Source organism: Maribacter cobaltidurans (genome assembly GCF_002269385.1).
In the GTDB taxonomy this organism is placed as follows: domain Bacteria; phylum Bacteroidota; class Bacteroidia; order Flavobacteriales; family Flavobacteriaceae; genus Maribacter; species Maribacter cobaltidurans.
Window position 1 is genome coordinate 150,829 of the sequence record NZ_CP022957.1, and the last position, 26,398, is coordinate 177,226.

The window sequence follows — 26,398 nt, forward strand, 5'->3', positions numbered from 1 at the left end:
ATTAATTGATTAAAAACTAAACCTATACAGAACTATTTATTTAAAAAAAGCGGGATGTAATCCCGCTTTTTTTTAACTATTAATGATTATTCTATTGTCTCCTTAGAATGATTCGCTTGGAAATAGGATCCTGGTTATTCAAGACAAGCGTAACTACATATATCTCATTGGGCAATATGTCCAAATCTATACGATAAACCCCAGCTCCTTGCAGTAATGCAGCAGGTTGATATTGTCTTATGAGCCTACCAGCAGAGTCATGTAACATAAAACCTACTATATCCTCAGGAGCCACCGCACCATTGAGGGTTACTTCCACAAAATCCGATGATGGGTTGGGGGATACAATCATTTCCAATTCCTCTTCTTCTAAAGTCTCATTGGCCTCCACAACAATTTCCAACTCTGCAGTACCCACAGCACCATTATCGTCCGTTGCTACCAAGACTACAGTGTAGGTTCCTTCGGTAGTAAACTCATAGCTTGGATTCGGTTCCGTTGAAGTTCCTCCATCACCAAAGTCCCATGCAAAGGATGCGATTCCCGTATCATCCGTTGTTCCGCTACTAGAAAACTGAACGGTGAACGGAGCTGGTCCAGAAAGTACATCTGCAGCTGCCACAGCTATAGGTGCAGCGTTATCAACGGTTACCGTTATCGTCAAAGTTGCACTGTCTAAAGCTCCAGCGGCATCGGTCACTATAAGAGTTACCTCATAGGTACCTTCACTATCAAAGGTATAAGTAGGATTTATATCCGTAGAAGTACCGTTACCATCACCAAAATCCCATTCATAAGATTCAATTCCTACATCATCCGTTGAATCACTTCCGGTAAATTGTACAGTTAAGGGAGCTGTCCCTGTTGAAACATCCGAAGAAATGACCGCTACCGGAGCTTCATTGCCTTGGGTAACCGTAATGGTAAGGCTAGCTTCATCGGTTAGACCTTCTGCATCGGTGACCGTTAAGGTAGCCGTATAAACACCTTCAATCAGGTACTCATATATTGGGTCGGCCTGTGTTGATGTTCCCCCGTCCCCGAAATCCCATGAATACGAAGCTATTCCATTATCATCGGTAGAGTTGCTACCCATAAATTGAACCGATAACGGAGCTGCTCCACCGGACACATTGGAGGATGCAAAAGCAACGGGAGCATCATTCCCTTGTGTAACCGTAATGGTTAAACTGGTCTCATCCGTGCGACCTTCAGCATCTGAAACCGTAAGTGTGACCATATAAACGCCATCATTAGTGTATTCATATATAGGATCTGCAACTGTAGATGCCCCACCATCACCAAAGTCCCATGCATAAGAAGCGATGCCTACATCATCTGTTGAACCACTGCCAGTAAACTGAACTAACAAGGGAGCCGACCCTTCATCAACGTCTGAATCCGCAATAGCTGTTGGCCTTCCATTTCCATTTACGGTAATACTTTGTGTTACCGTATCCTCCTTGCCATCAGCATCGGTTACCGTTAAACTTACGTCATACGTACCAGATTGAAAGTATTCATAAATTGGATTTGCCTCTGTTGAGGTATTACCATCACCAAAATCCCAAAGGTATCCGGCTATTCCCATATCGTCCGAACTTCCAGCACTATCAAAAGTAACCTCCAATTCCGTAACGGTATAATCAAATGCACTTTCGGGAGCTCCGGCATCCGGTAAGTATTGTATTAAAGTAGCTTTTGTTTGTGTAGCACTGTCATCAATACTATTGGAAATACCACCACGTCCACGTAGATGAATACTCACTAAGTCATTGGTGCCATCGCTATAGACCTGAACACGAAGACCATCAATCTCAATTGGGGTCTGGGCTATTCCTCCCCATTCATAAATACCCGCATCAATCCAACTCCCTTGACCTTCGTCAAGAATTGTCCACGTATTTCCTACCCTGTAACTAATTCTCCATAAAGAGTTAGGTTGGGGTTGATTAGGATAAACACCACCAAAGGTTATGTAATTTACATATTTACGCGATGCCCAATCTACTTGCCATTGAAACCCATCTTCTGGGCCGGGTGTACCCAAATTTTGATTGACTGCAACACCATACTCATTGTATGCAGTTTTTACAAAATAATCATCCCTACCCGGGTCATATAAAATTGCCTGCGGCGTACCTCTACCTCCATTGGTTACAGACCCACTAAGAATAGCATCTTGGGCAAGTCCCAAATTAATTCCTGCATTTGGAGCATTCGTTGCCACATCGCTTGTTGCTATTATCGTTACCGAAGCTTGATCTGTTAAGCCTTCTCCATCCGTTACCGTTAGGGTAGCCAGATACGTACCTGGGCTTAGATAAACGTGTGTAGGGTCAGGCTCCGTAGAAGTGCTACCATCACCAAAATCCCAAACATAAGAAACGATACCTACATCATCCGTGGAATTACTACCCGTGAAATTTTCAGAAAGTGGTGCTGCACCGGTAATCAAACTTGTCCCAATAACCGCTATAGGAGCCTCGTTTGCAGGATTTCCAACAAAGATATCCGCTGAGGATGTATCGCTGATACCATCTCCATCCGTTACCATTAAATAAACTGTATAGGTGCCCGAGGTAGCATACGTATGCACTGGATTTACATCCGTAGAGGTGCTTCCATCACCAAAATCCCAGGCATAAGAAACGATTCCTATGTCATCCGAACTGTTGGAAGAGTCAAAAGTAACATCCAAATCGTTGATGGTATAATCAAAAACACTTTCAGGTGCTCCTGTTTCGGGCAAATACTGGATCAGTGTGGCCTTGGGCTGCGTACCACTATCGTTGACAACATTGGAAACGCCACCACGACCTCTTAAGTGAATACTAACCAATTCATTTATACCATCACTGTAAACCTGTACCCTAAGTCCGTCTATTTCAATAGGAACCTGAGTAGGACCTCCCCATTCATAGATACCCGAATTCAGCCATCCACCCTGGCCTTCTTCCAAGGTAACCCAAGAATTGCCCACTCTATAGGAGATACGCCACAATGAATTCGATTGAGGCTGATTAGGATAAACGCCCCCAAAAGTGATATAATTAACTTGTTTACGGTCTACCCAATCCACTTGCCAACGGAATCCATCATCTATCCCCGGAGTCCCTAAACTTTCATTTCTTAGTACGCCATACTCATTGAAATCGGTTTTAATAAAATAATCGTCTTTTGAGGGGTCGTACAAAATATGTTGGGGCGTTCCACGACCATTTTCTACATTACCACCCACTAAAGCGTCTGGAACCAAGGCCAGGTTTAATCCTGGGTTTGGTGTGTTATTCACAACGCCACTGGAAACTACTATGGTAAGGGTTTCTGAGGCCCAATTCCCATCCCCGTCCGTAACCGTAAGTATAGCATTATAAGTTCCGGGTACCGTATAGGAATAATTTGGGTCTGCTCCAGTTGCCGTTCCACCGTCACCAAAATCCCAGGCATAAGAAACCACCCCTATATCATCGGTTGAATTACTGCCTGTAAATTGAATGGATAAAGGAGCTAATCCTACATTAACATTGGATGATGCCAACGCAACAGGAAGACTATTGTCCACCGTTACAGTTACTTGTTGAGAAGTTGTATCACTTAACCCGTCAATATCGGTAACGGTTAAAGAAACAGTGTACACCCCGGCCTCTGCGTAGGTATGCGAAGGATTTGCCATAGTAGAACCATTGCCATCCCCAAAATCCCAGGTAAAGGATTCTATTCCCAAGTTATCAGAACTATTAGAGGAGTCAAATGATACGTTCAAATTGTCTACCACATAGGAGAAGGCACTCTCTGGCGCACCTGTATCCGGTAGATATTGTATCAAGGTAGCTTTTGGCTCTGTTATACTGTCATCAAGTCTATTGGAAATACCTCCTCGGCCCCTTAAATGTATACTAACCAAATCATTGGTTCCATCACTGTACATCTGGACTCGTAAGCCATCGATTTCGATAGGGGTTTCTGTTGAGCTTCCCCATTCATAAATCCCACTGTTAAGCCATCCTCCCTGTCCTTCTTCTAAAATAGTCCAGTCATTACCTACTCGATAGCTTATCCTCCATAAGGAATTAGGCTGTGGCTGATTAGGAAATACTCCACCAAAGGTGATGTAATTAACTAGTTTGGGAGTAATCCAATCCACTTGCCAATTGAATCCTTCCCCAACCGGTGGGGTTCCCAAATTTGCATTACGAGCAACTCCATATTCATTAAAATCAGTAGGCTGAAAGTAATTGTCGATAGAAGGGTCGTATAGAATATCCTCAGGGGCACCACGACCGTCCATTGCATTACCATTTACATAGGCATCTGGTAACAAGGCCAGGTTGATACCTGCATTTGGAGTATTATCTGCGTTACCTCCCGAAGCTATAATAATAACTGAAGTCGAATCTGAATTTCCATCAACATCCGTCACCGTTAAAGTCGCAATATATTGTCCTGGAAGATTATATATGTAAGCCGGATCAGCTTCTGTGGAGCTTCCACCATCCCCAAAATCCCATGCATACGATGTAATACCCACATCATCCGTAGAATTGCTACCATTAAATTGAACATTAAAAGGAGCCGAACCGGAGGATACATCACTTGACACCACGGCCACTGGAATTGCCGGAATACCATCCACGGTAATATCCTGTGATCTATCATCTGTAAGTCCATCATTATCGGTCACTGTTAGGATTACCGTATATGTTCCCGGAGCGGCATAGTTATGTATTGGATTGGAAACCGTAGATGTATTTCCATCACCAAAATCCCAATTGTATGAATCTATTGTACCATCTGAATCACTACTTCCGGAAGAGTCGAAAGTTACCTCCAAATCATTTGCCGTATAGGTAAAATCGCTTGTAGGGGCACCTTTATCCGGTAAATACTGAATTAAAGTTGCCTTAGGCTCTGTATTACTATCGTCTGTACTATTGGAAACACCTCCCCTACCTCGAAGATGAATACTTACCAAATCGTTCGTTCCGTCACTATAAATCTGTACGCGAAGTCCATCTATTTGAATTGGAGTCTCGGTTGACCCTCCCCATTCATAAATACCACTATCTAGCCATCCACCTTGACCTTCTTCCAATATTGTCCAAGTGTTTCCAGAACGATAACTTATTCTCCATAACGTATTTGGCTGCGGTTGATTTGGAAAAACTCCTCCAAAAGTTATATAGTTTACCATTTTAGAGGAAATCCAATCAACCCTCCAAGTAAAAGCGTCTTGAATACCAACGGTACCAAGGTTTTCTTGATAGGCCACCCCATATTCATTAAATGGAGTTGCTTGAAAATAGTCATTAGTGGTTGGATCAAACAAAATATCCTTAGGTACGCCCCTTCCACCTTCTACACTTCCTTGTACTATAGCATCGGATAAAAGTGCCAGATTTATGGAAGCGTTTGCAGTATTGTCCACAGTGCCACCGGTAATGATCATGTCAATGGATACACTCCCAATTTGTCCGTCCCCATCAGTAACCGTTAATGTAGCAGTATACTGCCCAGGGGTTGTATATATATATGAGGGATCTGCCGCTGTAGAAGTACCTCCATCGCCAAAGTCCCAAGCATAAGATACAACTCCTTGATCATCAGTGGAATTACTACCGGTAAACTGAATGGATAAGGGTGCATTACCTATAGTACTATCTGAAGTAGCAACCGCTGTTGGCGGAGCGTTCAACTGATTGATCCATGCTTCGAGCAATGCCACACCTTCCTCGTCCACTTGGCCCTTGGCCAAAGGGGGCATCATAACCCCGGGCGTGGTGCTATTGGTTCTATGGTAGATCTGCGACTTGGACGCATCCCCTGCATAGACTATCCTCTGGTCCGATGGCATCGCCGATACTATTTCCGTGACGTTCGAGGTCAAAAGGCCAGTCTCCGCAAGGCTGTTCATCAACCTCAGGTCGAACTGCGGGCGCAGATCGTTCGCGGGCTGGTGGCAGTAGGCACAGTTCAGGTCCATGTAGGAACGTGCCTTTTCCTCCAATCCGGCATTCGGGTCGTTGATCGAGGTGTGGGTCAGGAAATTGTCCGTGTCCGCGTCCGTTATCGTCTGGTCCAATATCCCCAAGTGGCTCAAGGTAACCAATTGGTTCGCCGATACACCATTGGGATCATGCTGAGAATAATCGTAGTCGCTGTTCAAATAGCGTGTCCTGGGGCCCAAGGTACCCTGGGAGGCGGGGTTGTGGCAATTCAAACATTCGTTCGTGGACGGGTAGCGCCAGGTTATTTCCTCGTTCGTTGTTTCGTTTATCGTAAGGGCCTCGCTCAGACCCGTACTCATGTCCACCAAGAAAGCTTCCGTCTCGGCCTGGTTCCAGTTGTAGGACAAGAAGGTCCAGTTGCCGTTGCTGTTTTTAATGGAAAAACGTGTCTCTATCTTCTTGGTCGTACTTATACCATTGGCGTCCACAATGGGGTAATCAAAATGTTTTATTAGTACGGAACCCACAGGGAATACCCAGGTGCCGTCCTCTGAATATTGGATAGGTTGCGGGGTACCCATAGGATTAGGTACCGCCAACCATCGTTTCTTGTAGGCCCCGTCCGACCAGAAGGGATCGATCATCTCGTAGGGAACGAATCCATCGGCAACGATAAGGTTCTGTAAGTCCGTAAAGGCGCCCGTAGCTGTCAAGGTCTGTGGCATACCGCTGGTCACGCCGGGCTCCACGAACCGGTAAAGTGGCACGTTGTTCCCTTGGGTCAGGTAGAAGATGTCACCATTGGCGTTCTCCCCGAAGGAAATGGGCCTTCCTGGCAAAGTGCCCAGGGTCTCGTAATCCCCGCTGACGATGTCAACCGAAAATATCTTCCGGGTACCCCAGTCGGCAGTTATGAACTTGCCATTGAAAGCAGTGAACTCCGTACCCCTGTATACATGTCCACCGATAATGGAAACGGCGTCCGTACGGTCAAATTCGGTCAAGGGGCCTTCATGGGGCATATTGTCAAGCATCGAAATACCACAGTCGTAGTTTGGTGGAGGGTCGTTGCCCTCCCAGATAGGCCACCCATAGTTCTTCCCGGCAGAGACCACGTTGATCTCATCGTGGGTGCTCTCCCCTACATCGCCGATATAAAGTTCACCTGTCTGGGAGTCCTTGCTCATCCTATGAGGACTACGGATGCCCAACGTATAATATTCCTCGAAGGTAGCACCCGTAGGGCTCTGGAAGGGATTGTCGTCCGGTATAAAATAGAACTGGCCCGTAATCTCGTCCGTCTCCCCCGTATCCTGCGGCATTGTCCGTATCGGGGCATGGCCCGTCGAAGGGTTCATGTCGACATCGATCCGTAGCACACCGCCGTCCAAATTGTCCGTAATGTCCTGCGCGCTCACGGCACGGCCCTGTTCCCCGGTGGCCACATAAAGATACCCGTCGTTGCCGAATTCCATCGCACCCCCACGGTGGGTCGAGTTCAGCATGCGCCGCTTCATCAAGGTGACCCTGGAGTTGGCAACAAAGGCCATCGTGGTCGGGTTCAACTCGAAACGCTCGAGGTTCAAGTAATTGCCATGAAACTCGTCGTTGAAACAGCCGAAGGTGCCCGAAGCACCGCCACCTACACCTGCGGCAGGGTTGCCCGAGTCCGTAGTGTAATAAATATAAACATAGTTGTTACCTGCCGTCCCAAAGTTTGGATGTAGTTCCAATCCCAAAAGACCGCCGTCCCAGACTTCCTTGACCCCGTTGACAGGAATCGCATCCCCCACCTCTGCCGAAAAGTCAACGAGTAGATTCTTTGTAGGGTTGGCGACATCGTCCATCCAATAGATCTTTCCGTCCAGCTGGCCGATGACGATCCGTGACTGGCCGGGCACGGGGGTAAAGGTCAGGGGCCAGTCGAACCGTACGTTTCCATAGGCCTCTTCGTAGGGCTCGTCGCTAAGGTCCACGTCCGGGAAGTTCCCGTTCAGAAAACCGCCGATCGGCTCCGTGCCCGTAAGGCCAGGTCCCAAAAACATGGGCGAAAAGGCAAGGACGAGGACGCCCAGAAAAAGAACCATTATCGTAGCGGTCCAATTCTTAATTTTTTTTGACAGGGGAAGGTAATTTTTTTTCATCAGGGCAATGCTAAAATTTAGTGCTTCTATAAACTAATCCACAAAAAAAAACTAATACGAGTGAAATACCATGTAATATCGTTTAACCGTCGGATAAAAACGTTTAATTTCGAGCCCGCAAATTTAAATTTTTCGATGCTCAAATACTACGTTAATCTGGGGACAAAACTTTAAAGTTACTAACATTAAAAAGAACAAAACAGAAGGGAACATTTGGTACATGGAACTTTGGTTTCCAGATGTAAACCAAAAATTATCTTTATGTGGATTAATCTCACAAAATATATAATCCGAACAAGGAGTTAATCTAGCAACTGCCCTATGGAATTATAAAATACCACTTAAAATTAAAAGGAACCGAGTACGGAAATTAGAAATTTTTGACGTAAATTTTAAATTTGACGGTGGATGTTGTACTTTCCCAAAGTACCGAAACATTTGAACAATGAAGAATACAGTTACACTACTATCATGAGAAAAAAACTAGTCATTTTTCTTTTTTTCACCATACTCTTAGGTTGTACGGCAGATAGTGATTTGGCTCAATTCCTAAATTCTAAAACTACAATAAACTTAATTTTTCCCGAAAATAATTCTGAGTGTAAAGAGGGCATAGCGTTATCAGCCTCCCAAACCGAACTGACGTTCCTATGGGAAGACAATAGCTTGGCGGAAGGTTACCTTATGACCTTAACAAATCTAAACTCGCGCGAAGTTAGAGAGCTGGAAAGTAATGAAGCACAATTATCCGTTGTGATAGAAAGGGAAACCTCGTATTCATGGAAGATAACCTCAGTTTCGAATCCGGATGAAATTCGTAGTGCTACATGGAGCTTTTTTAATGAAGGACCAGCACTGGACAACAGCCCTCCTTCACCAGCTACGGCCCTTTCACCTGTTACCGGAGCATCCATTTCAGCTACGAGTACCACGGTAAATCTTAGATGGAGCGCAGAAGATTCTGACAATGATATTGTTGGGTATGATCTTTATTTTGGGGATACCGAAAACCCCGCATTGTTTGAATCCGATTTACGGGATGCTAAATATGATGGCATACCTGTAGAATCAGGAGGCATATACTATTGGAAAGTCGTCACAAAAGATAGTTTGGGTCAAGAATCTATTTCTCCAGTTTTTTCTTTTACGGTTGGATAGTGTTATTTGAGAAAAAAATGGTTTAAAATAAAAAACCGTCCCTTCCAGAACGGTTTTGAACATATTTTTTTAATAATTGTATTAAAACTCAACAATCAAAAATTCCGACCTTCTATTTTCCTGATGCTCTGCCTCCGTACATCTTACACCATCGGTACAATTGTTCGTAAGTTCCGTTTCCCCTTTGGCCTTACCTTTCAATCGCTCAGAAGACACCCCCTTATCCTCAAGATAATTTAAAGTGCGCTCCAGACGTTTTTCGGACAGCCACTGATTATATGATTCGGTTCCACGGGCATCTGTATGGGCTGAAATTTCCAGCACAACGGAATCATGATTCATTAAAATCTCTGTAAGGCTATCTAGCAACTCTTTGTCTCTTGAAGTGAGATAGGAAGAATTTAGTTTAAAGTAAACCTTCCCTAAACCTTCTATTTGTTTTTGAATATTTTTTAAATCAGCTTCTCTTTGATCCTTGGCTGCCTTTTCAGCAGTGGCAAGTTCAGCTGCCTCTTTTTCCTTTTTCAAACGCTCAGCCAAAAGAGCTTCCTCCTTCTGCCTATTCACTTCCGCAATGGAATCGGCCTGTCTTTGCTTTTCCTTTTCAATAGCTGCAAGCAGTTCCATCTTTTCCTCACCTCTTTTTGAAAGGCCTTTTTCAATACCAAATTGATATACAACTCCTACGGCGTGTTGAATGTGGTTGGTAGCTCCATCTGATTGACTCATAGCCCATTTACCTGATGAATTAAAGTCCAATCCCCATTTATCGGAGAACCATGTTCTAAAACCAACAATAGCATTATAGGTACCTCTTCCAAGGTTATTAGCCTCAGTATAGCCGGCTCCAACCCCAACGTAAGGATCGAACCAAGCCGTTTCCCCAATAATTTTGTTCAAATCATAGGTAACTCTAGCATCCAAAGCATAATAATTGGACTCTTCCAGATTGACCCGTGCGTCTATGATTTTACCTTCCTTATATTTATTAATGCTACCTATAGCCTCTAAGCCAAGTCCACTTTTGAAATATCTACCTAAACTTACTCTCGAAGGATAGGGCAATATGTTCCATTCATCGCTTATATTAAACAATCCATCAAAGACGTTTCCGGAATCATCAACGGCATTAAATCCTATTCCAACAATCCAAGAGCTTTCAACAATACTGTCTTTGGAAGTAATTTGTAAGTCTTCCTGTGCCATGGCGAAATTGCCCATAGCAAAAATCATACTTAGTGAAATTAATAATCTGGTTCTCATGTTCATTAAATTTGGGTATTACTAAGCAAAACTATGACATTAAATTTTAGATGTCAAAAAAGTTCTTTGTAAGGTAATTTTTATCGTTTGATAGATGTATTCCTATAATTTTCCGATGTAATCTATTGTATTTTAATGCTTTTGTTGGTTTTGGGAATACTGTAAATGAAAAATGGCGTTATCAAGGCCGAACTTTCGTTCTTAGCCGAATTCTTAGTCCTTTTTAAGAAGAGGGTTTCATTGGAGACGTTTCCCCATACTACATCCGGTTGATTATTAGTAGTTTCACCCTTCAACCTGATTATAATGGTATTCTTTTCAAAGTCTATCTCCGGAACGGTCAATCCCGGTTTTCTTGTTCTATTTACTCTTCCAAAAAATTCTTCCCATTGGACCTTGTTATTAATTACCAATAGCTGTTCGTCTTCAATGCCGCTATAATCCCCACTTAATATGAGTTCCATTCCCTTATTACCATCTTTTCCATTTTGAGCGCTTTCATGACTTTTGCACCCAGAAAGACTAACTAAAAGGACAAAAAAGGGAAAAAAAGTCCTAGACATTTTTTAGTCGGCTTTTATACGCTCTTTCATAGACATCCTCATATAGTGGCAGCACCTTTAGAATATCGAACTTTTCCGCTTCCTCAACAGCACTTCTTTTAAACTTTTCCAAGGTTTCGTCATCTTTTAATATATGGATTGCGTTTGAGGCCATTTCATCAATATTACCAATATCGCTTAAGAATCCGGTCACACCTTGGATATTGACCTCTGGAATTCCCCCGGTATTACTAGAAATTACGGGAACCTTATTGATCATTGCCTCCAAAGCCGCCAGACCAAAACTCTCTGTCTGAGAGGGTAAAAGAAATAGATCTGAGAAGCAAAGTATCTTATCTATTTCATTACTGTTTCCCAAAAAGATAACCCTGTTCCCTATACCCAACTCTTCGCACAGCCGCTCAGCCCCTTCCTTTTCAGGTCCTTCACCTACCATGATTAGCTTAGATGGAAGCTGTTCCTGTATCTTATAGAATACCTTAATGACGTCTGGTATCCGCTTTACCTTTCTGAAATTACTAATATGTGTAACGATACGTTCACCATCCTTGGCCATAGTGGATCTTTGGCAATCCTTAAAGGACGTTTTGTATTTATTCTTGTCTATAAAATTTGGGATTACCACAATTTCCTTTTGAATATCAAATGTATCCAAAGTTCCCTGTTTTAGGCTCTCGGAAACAGAGGTAACCACGTCCGATTGGTTGATACTAAAAGTTACGGCCGGCTTATAAAATGGATGTTTTCCAACCAAGGTAATATCGGTACCGTGAAGCGTAGTCACCATAGGAACATAAATTCCTTCTTCTTCTAGCATTTTCTTGGCCATGTAACCTGCGTATGCATGCGGAATTGCATAATGAACATGCAATAAGTCGATGTTGTACAACTTAATAGTGTCTACCAACTTGCTTGAAAGTGCCAATTCATAGGGTTGGTAATGAAACAATGGGTATTCCGGCACGTGAACTTCATGAAAGTAAATATTATTGTTCAAAAGTTCCAGCCGCACAGGTTGTCTGTATGTAACAAAATGTACCTCATGTCCCCTATTGGCCAATGAAATTCCTAATTCTGTAGCGACAACTCCACTACCCCCAAAGGTGGGATAACATACTATTGCAATTTTCATAACTACAAAATTACTCTTTAATTTAGAATGGAATCGTAGATTGCTTGCTGAATCCTGGTTCTTAACCCAGATTTAACTAAAAGCGTATTGGATGCCGTAGGGTAAGTCCTGTTTGACAAAAAGACGTAAACTATTTCTTCCTCTGGGTCTGCCCATGTGTAAGTTCCGGTAAAACCGCTATGTCCAAAGCTTTTTCTGGATACACAACCACAAGTTGGTCCGCTATGTTCCAATTGAGGTTTATCAAACCCAACGCCACGTCGTACATTTTTATCACAGAAATAGCAGGTGTTGAATTTCTTAACGGTTCTAGGGTCAAAGAATTTGGTGCCTCCATAATACCCGTTCTGCAGGTACATTTGCATGATTTTGGCCACATCATTGGCATTACTAAATAACCCTGCATGGCCTCCTACTCCACCTTGCATGGCCGCTCCCATATCATGAACATATCCCTGAACAGTTTGATATCTGTAATAATTGTCTTCCTCCGAGGGAATTATTTTATTCTTTGGAAATTTATCCAAAGGATTGTACGTGGTATAGTCGGCTCCTATTCTGCTATATAGAAAATCGTCCACCAAGACATTGAGTTTTTGTCCATAGGTATCTTCCACATACTTTTTCATGACATAGTACGGTACATCGCTATAGCGATATCTATTGGATTTTAGGTCTTGCCTCCCGATTCTATTATAAATGGAATCATTATAGGCATCGGTCAAATATAAATTTTCTGCCACCTTCACAGAAAATCCCGGAGTTGGTTGGTTTCGATAGAATTCCTTGGAAGGTTTTCTATCCTTATCCAAAGTCCTCACATAAAAGGGAATCCAAGCGGGTAACCTACCGTAGTGCGACAACGCCTTTAATACGGTCACGTTTTTAATCTCGGTATCGGAATACTCCGGAACCAATTCCTCAAATGTATCGTTCAACTCAATTTTACCCTCTTCCTCCATTTTCATGACCATGGGTAAAGTGGCCAAAATTTTGGTCAGGGAAGCCAAGTCATAAATATCATCGTCGGTGACCTCAACCTTTGAATCGTAGGTAGGCTTACCAAAACTTTTGTTGTAGACTACCTTACCGTGTCTTGCTACCAGCACTTGGGCACCAGGAAACATAAGGCTATCCAATCCGTCATGGACAAGTTTATCCACTTGGGCAAGGCCTTTTGAACTAAGGCCCACTCTTTCGGGGAGACTGTATCCCAATCGACTTAATGATGATAATCTAATTCCTGTGCCCGCCCTAAACTCAAAGCTGCCACTTACCGGTAGTTTTCCCGATGCAGGAATGGCACCAAAGAGAAGCTCCGCCGTCTTTTTTTGGGCAATTTTGCTGTTCTGGTACGATACCACCACAGCATCAATGTTTTGAAAGGTAGAAATATCGGAAAGGGCATAGGGCTTTGCAAATACGGTAAGAATTAAGTTTGATGAACGCAAATTCGATATTTCCTGAAGCCACGCCAATTCCCTATCAGTAAACTTATAGGGTTTCCAAGGACTCTCATTACTTTTATGGTGCCCAATTATGACCAAATTATAATCGGCCAGTTGCTTTTTAAGCGACTCAATGTTGTCATCGTTGATTTGGGTGACCTTGGTATATTTATTTAATTCAGATATAAAAGTATCGCTTGGGGCATCACCAAATTTTACATAAGCAATCTTCTTGTTTTCAAGGTTTTTGATCCCTATTAAATCAAACCGATTTTTTACTACCGTTAGGGCATTCTCAATGGCCTCTTCATAAAGTATATCATCTTCCAAGGTGTTCAAATCTTCGTAAAGATTTTCCAAGGCAATAGGCCGGTAGTTGTTAAGGCCCACTTTATACTTTGCCATTAATATTTTCTTGACGGATTGTGCAAGCCTTACCTCACTAATCCTACCCCTATTATAGTTTTTGATCAATAAGTTTTTTGCATCCTCTACGTTTTGAGGCATTAAAAGTATGTCATTGCCAGCGTTAAAGGCGGCCAATTCCACCTCTCCCTCCGTACCGAATTTAGTGGCCCCTTGCATATTAAGGGCATCGGTAAAAACAAGACCTTCAAAGCCCAATTCCTCCTTAAGAATTCCCGAAATAATCTGTTCCGATAATGAAGACGGTAAACCTTCTTTAATTTCCATGGAAGGAACTTCTAAATGGGCTACCATCACACTACTCAAACCCGCATTGATCAACTTTTTGAAAGGATAAAGTTCAAGACTGTCTAAACGTTCCCTTGAAAATGAAATCACGGGCAAATCTTTATGTGAATCTACTTCTGTATCGCCATGACCCGGGAAGTGTTTTCCACTGGAAAGTACCCCGGCATTTTCCATTCCTTTCATAAAGGCGACTCCCTTATTGGCCACGATTTCCCTAGACTCTCCAAAAGATCGGTTTCCAATAATAGGATTTTTAGGATTGGTATTGATATCAATATCAGGGGCAAAATTGATATGTACTCCTAGGCGTTTGGCGTGCTCCCCTACCCTGTGTCCTATTTTTTCGATGATGGTATTATCCTGAATGGCTCCTAAGGTCATGTTCCAGGGAAATGCATACGTTGAATCCAATCGCATGGCCAGACCCCATTCCGCATCCATTCCCACTAAAAGTGGAATCTTAGATAGGGATTGAAACTCATTACAAAGTTTGGCTTGACGAAGAGGGCCTCCCTTTGAAAAAATAATACCTCCTATTTTTTCATTTGCTATCAGTTGCTTTATTTTTTCCTTTTCCTGGGTCGTTTGATTGGAGTTGACCATGACCATAAACAATTGACCCACTTTTTCTTCCAAGGTCATTTGTTGGTACTTTTCTTCCACCCACATTGCCTGTGCAAGACTATCCGAACTTACCAGCGGGTTTTGCCCGAAAAGGATGGAAGAACCATAAAGAAAAAAGAAAACTTTAAGAAAAGGCCTCATGCGTTTGTTGTATGGAGATAACATAAAACCATGAAATTTATTGCATTTCATCGATAAAACCTAATAAAAGTAGACGATAGCGCATGTTGCCCTTACACAAAACGTGCATGCCAACTTTCTGAAGCCGGTACTTCCCAGTGTTCCCCATACTCACCTTTGGTAGCGACAAGGTTATTGAATACGATAGTATTCTTTGAGATGGATTTTTGTTTTGCCATCGCTTTAAAATCCGATAATGATTTATATGCTACATATTCTCCCTGTTTGAAGGAAACGTTCATTTTATCCAATAGTTCCACCTGATACTTTTGCTCCAAATGTTGAATAAAATGAACCGATGCATCTATGGAACATCCTGTAGCCGACTGACCACTTTGATCCAAGGCAATTACCAAGAATCTATTGTATTTTATTTCGAAACCCGCTTTTAAATCCTTTCCGTGAGCAGTCCAATTTTCCAAAAAGGTGGTTAAATCGGTCTTTATTTCACTCAACTCTTGGTCTGAAAAACTTCTATTAGCCTGATAGATCCAAACCCTTGAACTATCCGGAAGTGTATTAAAATCTGCTAGCATTGATCCTTCTTTGTTTTAATATATGAGCCATTCACATTATAAATCTTCTGCCATGGCAATAAGTTCTGCAATGTCCATTACTTTGACATCCCCTTCCTTTTCCTTATGTTTTACCCCGTCCGTCATCATGGTATTGCAAAAAGGGCATCCAGCAGCAATAATATCGGGAGACGTCTCTAAGGCTTGTTCGGTACGTTCTATATTTACATCCTTATCCCCTTTTTCTGGTTCCTTGAACATCTGGGCCCCTCCGGCACCACAACACAATCCTCTTTGTTTACAGTTTTTCATTTCTACCAATTCTGCATCCAACTTTTTAATAAGCTCCCTAGGCGCTTCATATACACCGTTGGCCCTGCCTAAGTAACATGGATCGTGAAAGGTTATTCTTTTGCCCTTAAAAGTGCCTCCTTCCATTGAAATTCGTCCTTCCTTCAACAACTGTTTGAGGAATTGCGTATGGTGGACCACTTCATAAGTGCCCCCTAAACCTGGATATTCGTTCTTGATAGTATTAAAGCAATGCGGACACGTTGTTACAATCTTTTTAATTTCATATGCATTGAGGACTTCAATATTGCTAACGGCCTGCATTTGGAACAAAAACTCATTGCCAGCTCTTTTAGCCGGGTCACCGGTACAACTTTCTTCCGTTCCTAAAACGGCAAAGGAAATATTGGCCTTATTTAAAATTTTGACAAAGGCCTTTGTAATTTTTTTGGCTCTATCATCAAAACTACCTGCACAACCAACCCAAAACAATACTTCGGGGGTTTTGCCGGCAGCAAACATTTCTGCCATTGTAGGAACTTGTATAGTGTCTGCCATTATTTCATCTTTTAAGATTCCTTACTCCAGTTTAACCTATCCATTTGGTTGAACGGCCAAGGCGCCCCATTGTTTTCGATATTCCCCATCATATTATTTAAATCCGATGGTGCCGCGGATTGTTCCATGACCAAATACTGTCTCATATCCATGATAATGGACAAAGGGTCTATGCTAACTGGGCAAGCTTCAACGCAGGCATTGCATGATGTACAGGCCCACAACTCTTCCCTAGTGATATAGTCGTCCAGCAACTGCTTTCCATCTTCTTTAAATTCCCCTTTATTCGCATCCAAGTTTTTTCCAACTTCCTCCAGACGGTCACGAGTGTCCATCATTATCTTTCTCGGGGACAATTTTTTTCCAGTCTGGTTTGCCGGACATTCACTCGTACACCTTCCACATTCAGTACATGTATAAGCATTTAACAATTGTACCCAGCTCAAATCCATGACATCCGAAGCTCCAAATTTTGAAGGTGGATCTGTATCCTCAGTCTCGTCAGGAACAGCAAAGGGATTAGCCTCAGGGTCCAACATTAGCTTCACTTCCTTCGTAACCGCTTCCAAATTCCTGAACTTCCCTTTGGGTCCCAATTTTCCATAGTAGGTATTGGGAAAGGCCAAAAGAATATGCAAATGTTTGGAAAAATATAGGTAATTTAGAAAGAAAAGGATTCCAACAATATGCAACCACCAGGCCGTCCTTTCCAAAATAATTAAATTAGGGATACCCCAACCATTAAGCCAATTTGCAATGAACTGACTTACAGGAAAACTTCCTGCCTGCACGTAATGCTCAGCTCCCAACTGCTGTAACTGAAAATCAGTGGCATTCATGGTAAGAAAAAGTACCATCAAAACCAATTCTATATACAGGATCAAATTCCCATCCTTCTTTGGCCAACCTTTCATTTCTGGTTTAAAGAAGCGGTTGAGCTTTATAATATTTCTTCGGATCCAAAAGGCAACTACAGATACAATGACCAATAAGGCCAAGATTTCAAACGAAGCTATAAGGAAATCATAAACGGGGCCCAGGCCGGCAAAAATTCTATGCGTACCAAAGATACCATCGATGATAATTTCCAATACTTCAATATTGATGATGATGAACCCAACATAAACGATAATATGAAGCAAACCCGCTATCGGACGAACTACCATTTTAGTCTGGCCCAAGGCAATCATGGCCATATTTCGCCATCTTGTAGATTTATCATCACTTACGTCCACATCTTTACCCAAAAGAATATTACGACGAATTTTTGTAATATTCTTGGTGAAATAACCAATCCCCACACAAAGGACGGCTACAAAAAGGATATTGGGTAAATATTGCATTCGATTTATTCTATTTTATTGGCAGGGTCATCTTCGGGAACTTCGTATTCCTTTTGTTTTTTACCAAATACCGAAACATTGACATAGCGTTTTGGATTCAGTCTAAAGTCTTGAAGCAGTAAATCCAATTCTCGGGAAGCACTCGTTAAATTGGAATACAATTCTTGGTCGTTCATTAACTTTCCGAAGGTTCCATCTCCTTTTTCAATTTTTGACACCACCTTGTTCAAATTTTCCATGGTAGTTTCCAAACTGGCGAAAGTCCTTCCCAAACCAGCATTGTTCAACGTATCTGAAAGTCTGGCAAAGTTGTATGTTAGGGTCTCGAAATTGGTAAGCGAACTGTCTAGCTTTTTCTCATTGTTAGCTAGAATGTCATTCAACACTTTTGCGCTTCCATTAAGACTCACCATGAGGTCGCTCAATCCATTGATGGCCTGTTGCAAATCCTTTTTTGTATCGGTATCCAATACATTGTTGACACTTATCAATACAGAATCCGCATCGGAAACCGCCGATTCAAATTTCTTGAACAAGGGGGTAAGTTTTTCCTGGGCAAGTTCCGTCAACCCTGGTCGAGTCTCCGTCCTCAGGGTGTCCCCAGACTGAACAGCTCCTGCATTATCAAAAACCGGCGAAATCTGTAGCCCCTTTCCTCCAATAATTCCTGTATCGTACAATTCTACGGTACTGTTTTTGGAAAACTGAAAATCACTACTTACCGTAAAGGTAACTACCAGGTTTCCCTTGGTATCCTTAAACTTTATGTCGTTTACCTTACCTACGGCAAATCCGTTAATGGAAACAACGGTCCCTGCTTGCAACCCCCCTACATCAGGATAAACCGCATATAACGTTTTACTGTTGTCAAAAAGCGGCGTTGATTTTAAATAGCTGAATCCTAAAATAAATAAGAGTATTCCACCTATAACGATAATACCTGTCTTAATTTCTCTGGATAGTTTCAAGCAATAAATTTTATGTTTATAACAAAATTAGGAATAAATAATACACCAAATGACTTTATTGGGATTCCTCTTCTACCTCCTTGGGTATTGTTACTCTTTCTCCCTTCCTATAGGCAACTATATAGGCGGAAGGATACCCCGTTCTAACAGCTTTGGCCTGTAACATTTTTGCCTCCCGATAAGATTGCGTTCCCCCGTACATGTATCTGAACAAATTGTTGTAGGGTTCTTTGGATAATTGAGGTAACCCTTTAAAATTTTCAGGGGTTAAAGCCAAATCCTTACTACTGGCCATTAATTGGACTTTGTAGATTATTGCGTTTTCATTGGGCGCTTCAACTTCTTTTTCCGTTTGTACAATTATAGTTTCCTCCTTTTTCTTTTCGGGCTCTTCTTTCGGCTTTTCAATTTTTTCTTCAAGTGAGCTATCCTCGGCAGGTACTTTAACGGCAATCACATTTTGACCTTCGTCTTCTACTATTTTTTCAGGCTCCTTAATAGTTGAAACCTGGGTGATTTGGCCTACTCCCTGTACCTCTTTCTTGTATTTTAAGATGGCATCCGCAATGGCGGTTCCCATTTCTGATTGTCCTTTTTTTGAGTTTAAATATCCCCCTTCATCCTTATTGGTCAAAAATCCCGTTTCCACTAAGACACTTGGCATAAAGGTCTGATGCAAAACGATAAAACCGGCCTGTTTCACTTTTCTGTCAGTCCTCTTTAGTCTGCCGGACATGTTATCTTGTATATTTTTAGCCAATGCTATACTCTGATCCAGAAATTCCTCCTGCATGATGGTCAGTCCAATTACGGATTCCGGGGAGTTAATATCATAATCGGCATATCGGGTTTCATAATTATCCTCCAAATAGATTACGGAGTTTTCCTTTTTGGCGATTTCAAAATTTTGCTTGTTGGCGTGTAGTCCCAAAACAAAAGTTCCAGCACCATGGGCATCCGAAGAATGGGAATCACAATGAACCGAAACAAAAAGGTCCGCGTTTGCCTTATTGGCAATCTCCCCTCTCACAAACAGATCTACAAAAGTATCGTCCTTTCTGGTATATATGACCTTTATATCCTTATTGGCAGACAGAATTTCCCCAACTTTAAGCACTATGTTAAGGGCAATATTCTTTTCCAAATAACCATTTCCTAGGTTGCCCGGATCATGGCCACCATGACCCGCATCCAACACCACAATAAATGGGTCATCGGGCAAGGTGCCGTTTTCCTTACCATACATAAAGGAAATCGGAAGAATAAGCAATAAAACAAAGAAAACAACGGGTGATTTAAATTTCATATTCTTATAAATATTTACACCTTCCTTCATGGTTAAATTTATGGTAATACCCTATAACGGGAATAAAAAATATATGTAAGTTTGACATCTGAATCTAATGGCTTACAGATTGCCAAACCTTTACAAAAATAGGATATATCGCCTTGCAATCAAATAAACAGTACGTACTTTTCCTATTCCTACTTTTTGTTGGTGTATTTTCCCTAACAGCACAGGAGGGTAAGGTGGTTCCATTGGAAATCAAAGCACAGCGAGATACCATTGTAGCCCCACTTCTACCAAGACCTATCTTAAATGATAGTGTAACAAGGGATTCCCTAGAAAGGGATTCCCTGAATCAAAAACCTCCGTTATTACTGGATAACATTACCTATAAGGCCAAAGACTTCGTAAAATTAAGCCAAAAGGAAAATAAAATTTATTTGTACAACGAGGCGGAAATCTATTATCAAGATACGGAATTAAAGGCTGGGATAATCATTATGGATTACGTTAATAACGAAGTATATGCCGGGAGGTTAAAAGATTCCTTAGGCAACTATACCCAACTTCCCTATTTTAAGCAAGGCTCCAATGTGGTGATTCCAGATTCCATTCGTTTTAATTTCGATACCCAAAAGGCCATTATTTGGAATTCCAGAACGGAACAACAAGCAGCTGCCGGACAATTGGGCAGTGACGCTATGAAAGTCTATGCGGAAATTACCAAAAAAGAAAACGACTCCGTCTATTTTCTCAGCGAAGCGAAAATAACCACTGCACAAGACACCATAAATCCAGATTATTACATACGGGTACGAAAGGCAAAATTCGTTCCCAAGAAAAAGGTAATAGCAGGTTTTAGCAATCTTTATATTGCCGATGTCCCTACCCCAATTGCTATGCCCTTTGCTTATTTTCCTCTGGGCGTGGGTAGTGCCCCTGGCGTGTTGATGCCCACTTTTGGAAACGACCCGGACAGAGGTTATTTTTTGCAGGATTTTGGATACTATACTCCTTTGGGAGATTATGCCGATGTGACTTTAAGTGGTGATTTCTATACTAACGGTAGCTGGGGTTTTAGAACGGCTTCAATATACACCAAACGCTATAAATACAGGGGGAACATTAATTTTAGATATGAAAACTTGGTAAACAGCCAAAAAGGTTTTAGCGATTATAGTTTGAGCAAAAACTGGAATTTACAGTTCTCTCATTCCCAGGATCAAAAGGCAAGTCCCAATTCCAGGTTTTCTGCATCGGTCAATTTAGGTAGCAGTGAATATTATAGAAATTCATTGCAGCAACGGAATTTGCCCAATACCCAGAACAATACCCTTTCCTCCTCCATATCCTATTCCAAAACATTTCCGGCTTATCCATCGGTGAACCTAAGTGTTACCGCAACACATTCACAGTTGACCTCCCCTTCGGCAACGGCAACCAACACTGACAACATAAACATGACCTTGCCCACATTTCAGGCAAGTATGGAACGAATTTTTCCCTTTGCCAAAAGAGATGGTATTAAAAAAGGAGCCATACAGAACATAAATTTTCAATACGATGTAAATGCACAAAACCGGCTCACTACAAACGATGAGGACTTTTTAACAGGAAGGATGTTCGACAATTCAAAAATTGGAGCTCGGCATCGAATTCCGATCAGTACAAACTTTAAAATAGCCAAATATTTTAGTGTGACCATGGGGGGGAATTATGAGGACGTATGGACCATGGAGACCTACGAACGGAGTTTTGATCCTGAAACGGAGCAGGTGGTAATAGATAGTGTTTCCGGTTTTGACCGTTACAATCAATATAATCTCAATGCCAGTATTGGAACCACCCTTTATGGGACTTTTAATTTTGGGGAAGATAAAAAAATACAGGCTATAAGACATGTTGCCAGGCCTACACTTAGCTATGGTTATGCCCCTTCCTTTGAACAGTATTACGATGAGTACGAAGAAGGCATAAACGGTGAAGGCAGGGTAGTACAGTACAGTAGGTTTGATGGCACCTTGAACGGTGCGCCAAGATTGGGACGTTCCAACAGTTTAAGCTTCTCCTTGGCAAATACTTTGGAAGCCAAGGTACGCGACAAGGATTCCACAAAAATAGAACCTAAAAAGATTCCCCTTTTAAGCAATTTGAACATTTCAACATCCTATAATTTGGAGTCGGACTCCTTGCGTTTAAGTCCATTGAACATTAATGGGGGAACCAATATTCTAAACAACAAAATGTCCATAAACTTTTCGGCCGGCTTGGATCCCTATGCCATTGATAATAACGGAAGACGCATCGATACTTGGAATATTGATAATGGGGGTAGCTTGTTTAGATTGACCAGGGCCAATGCCAACATTTCGTATTCGATTGACAGTAAGATGTTTGAAAAGAAAAAAGATGATGGTAATGGGGAGGAAGAGGAAGAGGACCCATTTGATTATGTGGCCCAGAGTGGTGGTAGAACGGACGATCTTTTTGGTAGGGCGGACAGCTTTAGGGACAATCCAAGAGAACAAAGCGAAAAAGGCGATGTGGAGAACCCTATTTATGGCACCAAAATACCGTGGAACTTTAGGTTGGCCTATTCAGCAAGTTACTTGAACAGTGCTAGACAGAATGAATTTAGTTCCCACTCGTTAATGTTTTCAGGGGATATAGAATTATCACCACGATGGAAAGTTGGTGGTTCTTCAGGTTATGACTTTAAAAACAAAGGTTTTACCTTGACCCAATTACGTTTTCAAAGGGATTTAAAAAGCTTTTCCATGCGTTTTAACTGGACCCCATTTGGTCAGTATAGAAGATGGTACTTTTTCATAGGAATCGATGCTTCCATATTAAGTGACTTGAAATGGGAAAACAGAAGTCAACCCTTTAGAAACTAAAAAATAATATCATGAAAAAAATTATCAATACTACTAAGGCTCCTGCACCTATTGGCCCTTATAACCAAGCTGTTTTAATCGAGAATACTTTATATATATCGGGCCAAATCCCTATGAATCCAGTTACGGGAGAATTAGTAGAAGGAAACATTAAAGAGGAAACCAAACAGTCCATGGAAAATTTAAAGGCCATTCTACAAGAAGCAGGAATGACCTTTGATAATGTGGTGAAATCTTCTATTTTTCTCAGCGACATGAATCAATTTGCGGATGTAAATGAAGTTTATGCTTCATATTTTGAATCGGACACTGCTCCAGCCAGGGAAACCGTTGAAGTCGCCAACCTTCCAAAATTTGTGAATGTTGAGATTTCAATGATCGCCGTAAAGTTTTAGCCTACATGTTTTCTTTATGGAATTCGACCAGACCTTCTATTGGTTTCTGACGAATTACCCCAACGATTAAATCGTTTCGTTTTAAAACTGTAGTAAGTTCGTCCCGTAGATAATATGCTATACTACCTACAAAATTGATCGGTACTTTGGTTGCCAGGTCAAACTGCATAATGTAGTTGTTTATAAATTGCTGAAAACCCTTATCAATAACCCCCTTTGAGTATGGGTGATCCTTATTTTCAATTAAAAACCTAGCAAATGTTGCCAGATAGGTATTTGGATTAGGCTGCTTGTAAAGGTTATCCTTGATAACATCTGCATCTAAATCGTATTGACTGGCAAACTTTTCCGCCAAATCTTTTGGTATTTTATTGAAATAATAATCCCTAATTAATTTACGGCCAAAAAAATTGCCGCTGCCATCATCCATTGGTATGTAGCCCAATGAGGTTACTTTTTGATGTAACTTCTCTCCATCATAATAACTACAATTGGAACCCGTTCCCAAAATACAGACGATTCCTTGATGTCCTATTTTTGTGGTAGCGAAAATGGCGGCATAAGTATCCTCCTTAACTTCTGCCACGGCATTTGGAAAAAAGTCCTTAAAAATTTCCCTAAGGAACTTTTTCATTCGGTCCGTTCCGCAACCGGCCCCATAAAAAAACAAATGACTTACGTCTTCCCTATTTTTTGAAAGCTCAAAGTTATTCGCCAAGCGATCTTCAATAACATCTTTGGTCAGAACTTCAGGACTAAGCCCCAGTGTTTGGGTCAAAAAAAGCTTCTCCCCTTTATCATTCAATGCAATCCAATCCGACTTGGTCGCTCCACTATCCACAATTAAAATCATAAACCCTGTATTTAAAAAATAATCCTGAAAATAAGGAAAAAATACCTTATTAACAGGATTATCATTATAATTATAATAGTCGGTATTAAAGACTATTTACGTGCTGAATTAAATCTACCATTTTGTTGGAGAAACCAGATTCATTATCATACCAAGAAACCAACTTGAAAAATTTGGAATTCAATTCGATACCTGCCTCGGCATCAAAAACGCTGGTGTTTGTTTCGCCTATGAAGTCCTGTGAAACTACAGCTTCTTCCGTATAGCCCAAAACACCATTTAATTCTCCTTCAGAAGCAGTTTTGAAAGCTTTCTTGATTTCCTCATAAGATGTTTCTTTTTCCAAACGAACGGTCAAATCTACCACAGATACATCTGCTGTAGGTACCCTAAATGCCATACCAGTTAATTTACCCTCTAATGCAGGAATTACCTTTGTAACAGCTTTTGCAGCTCCGGTAGAAGCAGGAATAATATTTAGCATCGCGCTTCTACCACCTCTCCAGTCTTTCTTGGAAGGACCATCAACGGTCATTTGGGTTGCAGTAGTAGCGTGAACCGTTGTCATTAATGCTTCCTCGATACCAAAAGCGTCATTTAAGACTTTCGCCATTGGAGCAAGACAGTTTGTAGTACAAGATGCGTTTGAAACTATGGTATCGGATGCCTTCACGTCTTTATGATTAACTCCCATTACAAACATTGGAGCATCCTTGGAAGGAGCTGAAATGACCACCTTTTTGGCACCACCGTCAATGTGATATTGAGCAGTCTCCAAAGTTGTAAAAATACCTGTACACTCAGCTACGATAGTAGCTCCAACTTCATCCCACTTACAGTTTTTGGGGTCTCTTTCAGCAGTAATTCTAACCGTTTTTCCATTAACGATCAAGTTCCCGTCCTTTACGTCCACAGTTCCATCAAAGTGTCCATGAACAGAATCGTATTTTAATAAGTAAGCCAAGTGCTCAACATCCAACAAATCGTTGATGGCAACCACATCTACGTCACCTCTTTTCACGGTAGTTCTAAACACCAATCTACCTATTCTTCCAAAACCGTTAATTCCTATTTTCAAATTTGACATTTTCTATTGTTTTTATCGATTATAATTTAAGTTGTCATTATTTCAGAAACCCTAATAAGTTCCTTGTCTATTTTTGTATGTCCCTTTATAGCTTTATTAATGGGTGTAAGGGTTATCTGGTTATCCTGAACACCTACCATTAAATTGGTTTTACCTTCCAATAACGATTCTACGGCCTTTACGCCCATCCTACTGGCCAACACCCGATCGTAGCAGGAAGGAGCGCCACCTCGCTGCATGTGTCCCAAAACCGAAACCCTAACGTCGTAAATAGGTAAATGTTTCTCCACATATTCCTTAAGTTCAAAAACGTTTTTACCTGTTTTATCCCCTTCGGCCACAATAACGATACTAGAAGACTTACCAGACTCCTTACTTCTTTTCAAAGACTCCAATAGGCGATCTAAACCAAGATTCTCCTCGGGAATAAGGATTTCCTCCGCACCTGCACCAACACCAGCATTCAATGCTATATGCCCCACATCGCGACCCATAACTTCAACAAAAAATAATCTGTTATGTGAACTTGCAGTATCCCTTATTTTGTCAATACAATCCACAACGGTATTCAAGGCCGTGTCAAAACCTAGCGTAAAACTGGTTCCAAATATGTCGTTATCAATAGTTCCTGGGATTCCCATTATAGGAAAATTATATTCTTGGTTGAATATCATTGCTCCAGTAAAACTACCATCCCCTCCAATGACCACAAAGGCATCGATTCCTGCAGAAAGTAAATGTTCATGGGCCTTTTTCCTACCTTCAGGAGTCCTAAATTCTGTACACCTGGCAGATTTTAAAATAGTACCACCCTTGTTGATAATATTATTTACGCTTCTGGCGTCCATTGGCTTAAAATCGCCTTCTATCATACCTTGATAGCCCCTATAGATCCCAACACATTCAACCTTCATGTACGCACACGTTCTAACAACGGAACGTATGGCCGCATTCATTCCAGGGGAATCTCCACCAGAAGTAAGCACTGCTATTTTTTTTATGTTTGAAGACATTCGAAAAATTAAGCCA

The 26,398-nt window shown here is 41.5% G+C and carries 16 protein-coding genes; 3 read left to right on the plus strand and 13 right to left on the minus strand.

Going from position 1 to position 26,398, the window contains the following annotated elements; genetic code table 11:
* Positions 1 to 91 precede the first annotated feature (91 nt).
* The gene (locus CJ263_RS21380) at positions 92 to 8,092 is read right to left on the minus strand and encodes a PKD domain-containing protein (RefSeq protein ID WP_094995488.1); all 8,001 of its coding nucleotides are present in this window, start codon (positions 8,090 to 8,092) and stop codon (positions 92 to 94) included.
* Between the two features lie 471 nt (positions 8,093 to 8,563).
* On the opposite strand from CJ263_RS21380, the gene CJ263_RS00625 reads away from it, so the two are divergent.
* Positions 8,564 to 9,250 (plus strand): hypothetical protein, encoded by a 687-nt coding sequence (locus CJ263_RS00625; RefSeq protein WP_158657044.1) that lies wholly within the window; start codon positions 8,564 to 8,566, stop codon positions 9,248 to 9,250.
* Positions 9,251 to 9,331: 81 nt separating this feature from the next.
* Here CJ263_RS00625 and CJ263_RS00630 read toward each other — a convergent pair whose 3' ends face one another.
* The 9 genes from CJ263_RS00630 to CJ263_RS00670 form a co-directional block, all read right to left on the minus strand.
* Positions 9,332 to 10,513 carry an OmpA family protein gene (locus tag CJ263_RS00630; RefSeq protein ID WP_229702366.1) on the minus strand — a complete coding sequence of 394 codons (1,182 nt, stop codon included), beginning with the start codon at positions 10,511 to 10,513 and terminating at the stop codon, positions 9,332 to 9,334.
* A gap of 122 nt (positions 10,514 to 10,635) precedes the next feature.
* Positions 10,636 to 11,076 (minus strand): hypothetical protein, encoded by a 441-nt coding sequence (locus CJ263_RS00635; RefSeq protein ID WP_094995490.1) that lies wholly within the window; start codon positions 11,074 to 11,076, stop codon positions 10,636 to 10,638.
* The gene (gene bshA / locus CJ263_RS00640; RefSeq protein ID WP_094995491.1) at positions 11,069 to 12,208 is read right to left on the minus strand and encodes an N-acetyl-alpha-D-glucosaminyl L-malate synthase BshA; all 1,140 of its coding nucleotides are present in this window, start codon (positions 12,206 to 12,208) and stop codon (positions 11,069 to 11,071) included. Before bshA ends, CJ263_RS00635 begins: the two co-directional genes overlap by 8 nt.
* A 17-nt stretch (positions 12,209 to 12,225) precedes the next feature.
* The gene (locus tag CJ263_RS00645; RefSeq protein ID WP_094995492.1) at positions 12,226 to 15,135 is read right to left on the minus strand and encodes a glycoside hydrolase family 3 N-terminal domain-containing protein; all 2,910 of its coding nucleotides are present in this window, start codon (positions 15,133 to 15,135) and stop codon (positions 12,226 to 12,228) included.
* 92 nt (positions 15,136 to 15,227) lie between these two features.
* Complete coding sequence (locus CJ263_RS00650) at positions 15,228 to 15,710, minus strand: ABC transporter ATPase (protein ID WP_094995493.1); 483 nt, start codon at positions 15,708 to 15,710, stop codon at positions 15,228 to 15,230.
* A gap of 36 nt (positions 15,711 to 15,746) precedes the next feature.
* Positions 15,747 to 16,538, minus strand: coding sequence for a (Fe-S)-binding protein (locus CJ263_RS00655; protein WP_094995494.1), 792 nt, complete (start codon positions 16,536 to 16,538; stop codon positions 15,747 to 15,749).
* Between the two features lie 11 nt (positions 16,539 to 16,549).
* Positions 16,550 to 17,881 (minus strand): (Fe-S)-binding protein, encoded by a 1,332-nt coding sequence (locus CJ263_RS00660; protein WP_094995495.1) that lies wholly within the window; start codon positions 17,879 to 17,881, stop codon positions 16,550 to 16,552.
* 5 nt (positions 17,882 to 17,886) lie between these two features.
* The gene (locus CJ263_RS00665) at positions 17,887 to 18,849 is read right to left on the minus strand and encodes an MlaD family protein (RefSeq protein WP_094995496.1); all 963 of its coding nucleotides are present in this window, start codon (positions 18,847 to 18,849) and stop codon (positions 17,887 to 17,889) included.
* A gap of 55 nt (positions 18,850 to 18,904) precedes the next feature.
* Complete coding sequence (locus CJ263_RS00670; protein WP_094999043.1) at positions 18,905 to 20,155, minus strand: N-acetylmuramoyl-L-alanine amidase family protein; 1,251 nt, start codon at positions 20,153 to 20,155, stop codon at positions 18,905 to 18,907.
* A gap of 143 nt (positions 20,156 to 20,298) precedes the next feature.
* Here CJ263_RS00670 and CJ263_RS00675 point away from each other — a divergent pair, with 143 nt between their 5' ends.
* Both CJ263_RS00675 and CJ263_RS00680 read left to right on the plus strand, forming a co-directional pair.
* Entirely contained in the window at positions 20,299 to 23,034 is a 2,736-nt protein-coding gene (locus CJ263_RS00675) for a putative LPS assembly protein LptD (protein WP_094995497.1), read from the plus strand.
* Between the two features lie 11 nt (positions 23,035 to 23,045).
* Complete coding sequence (locus CJ263_RS00680; RefSeq protein WP_094995498.1) at positions 23,046 to 23,429, plus strand: RidA family protein; 384 nt, start codon at positions 23,046 to 23,048, stop codon at positions 23,427 to 23,429.
* A gap of 1 nt (position 23,430) precedes the next feature.
* Here the strand turns inward: CJ263_RS00680 and CJ263_RS00685 are convergent, their stop codons facing one another.
* From CJ263_RS00685 to pfkA, 3 genes are all read right to left on the minus strand, one after another.
* Positions 23,431 to 24,282: an N-acetylglucosamine kinase gene (locus CJ263_RS00685; RefSeq protein ID WP_094995499.1), complete on the minus strand. Its 852-nt coding sequence runs from the start codon at positions 24,280 to 24,282 to the stop codon at positions 23,431 to 23,433.
* Positions 24,283 to 24,367: 85 nt separating this feature from the next.
* Positions 24,368 to 25,369 carry a type I glyceraldehyde-3-phosphate dehydrogenase gene (gap, locus tag CJ263_RS00690; protein WP_094995500.1) on the minus strand — a complete coding sequence of 334 codons (1,002 nt, stop codon included), beginning with the start codon at positions 25,367 to 25,369 and terminating at the stop codon, positions 24,368 to 24,370.
* Between the two features lie 26 nt (positions 25,370 to 25,395).
* Positions 25,396 to 26,382 carry a 6-phosphofructokinase gene (pfkA, locus tag CJ263_RS00695; RefSeq protein WP_094995501.1) on the minus strand — a complete coding sequence of 329 codons (987 nt, stop codon included), beginning with the start codon at positions 26,380 to 26,382 and terminating at the stop codon, positions 25,396 to 25,398.
* Between the last annotated feature and the right edge of the window lie 16 nt (positions 26,383 to 26,398).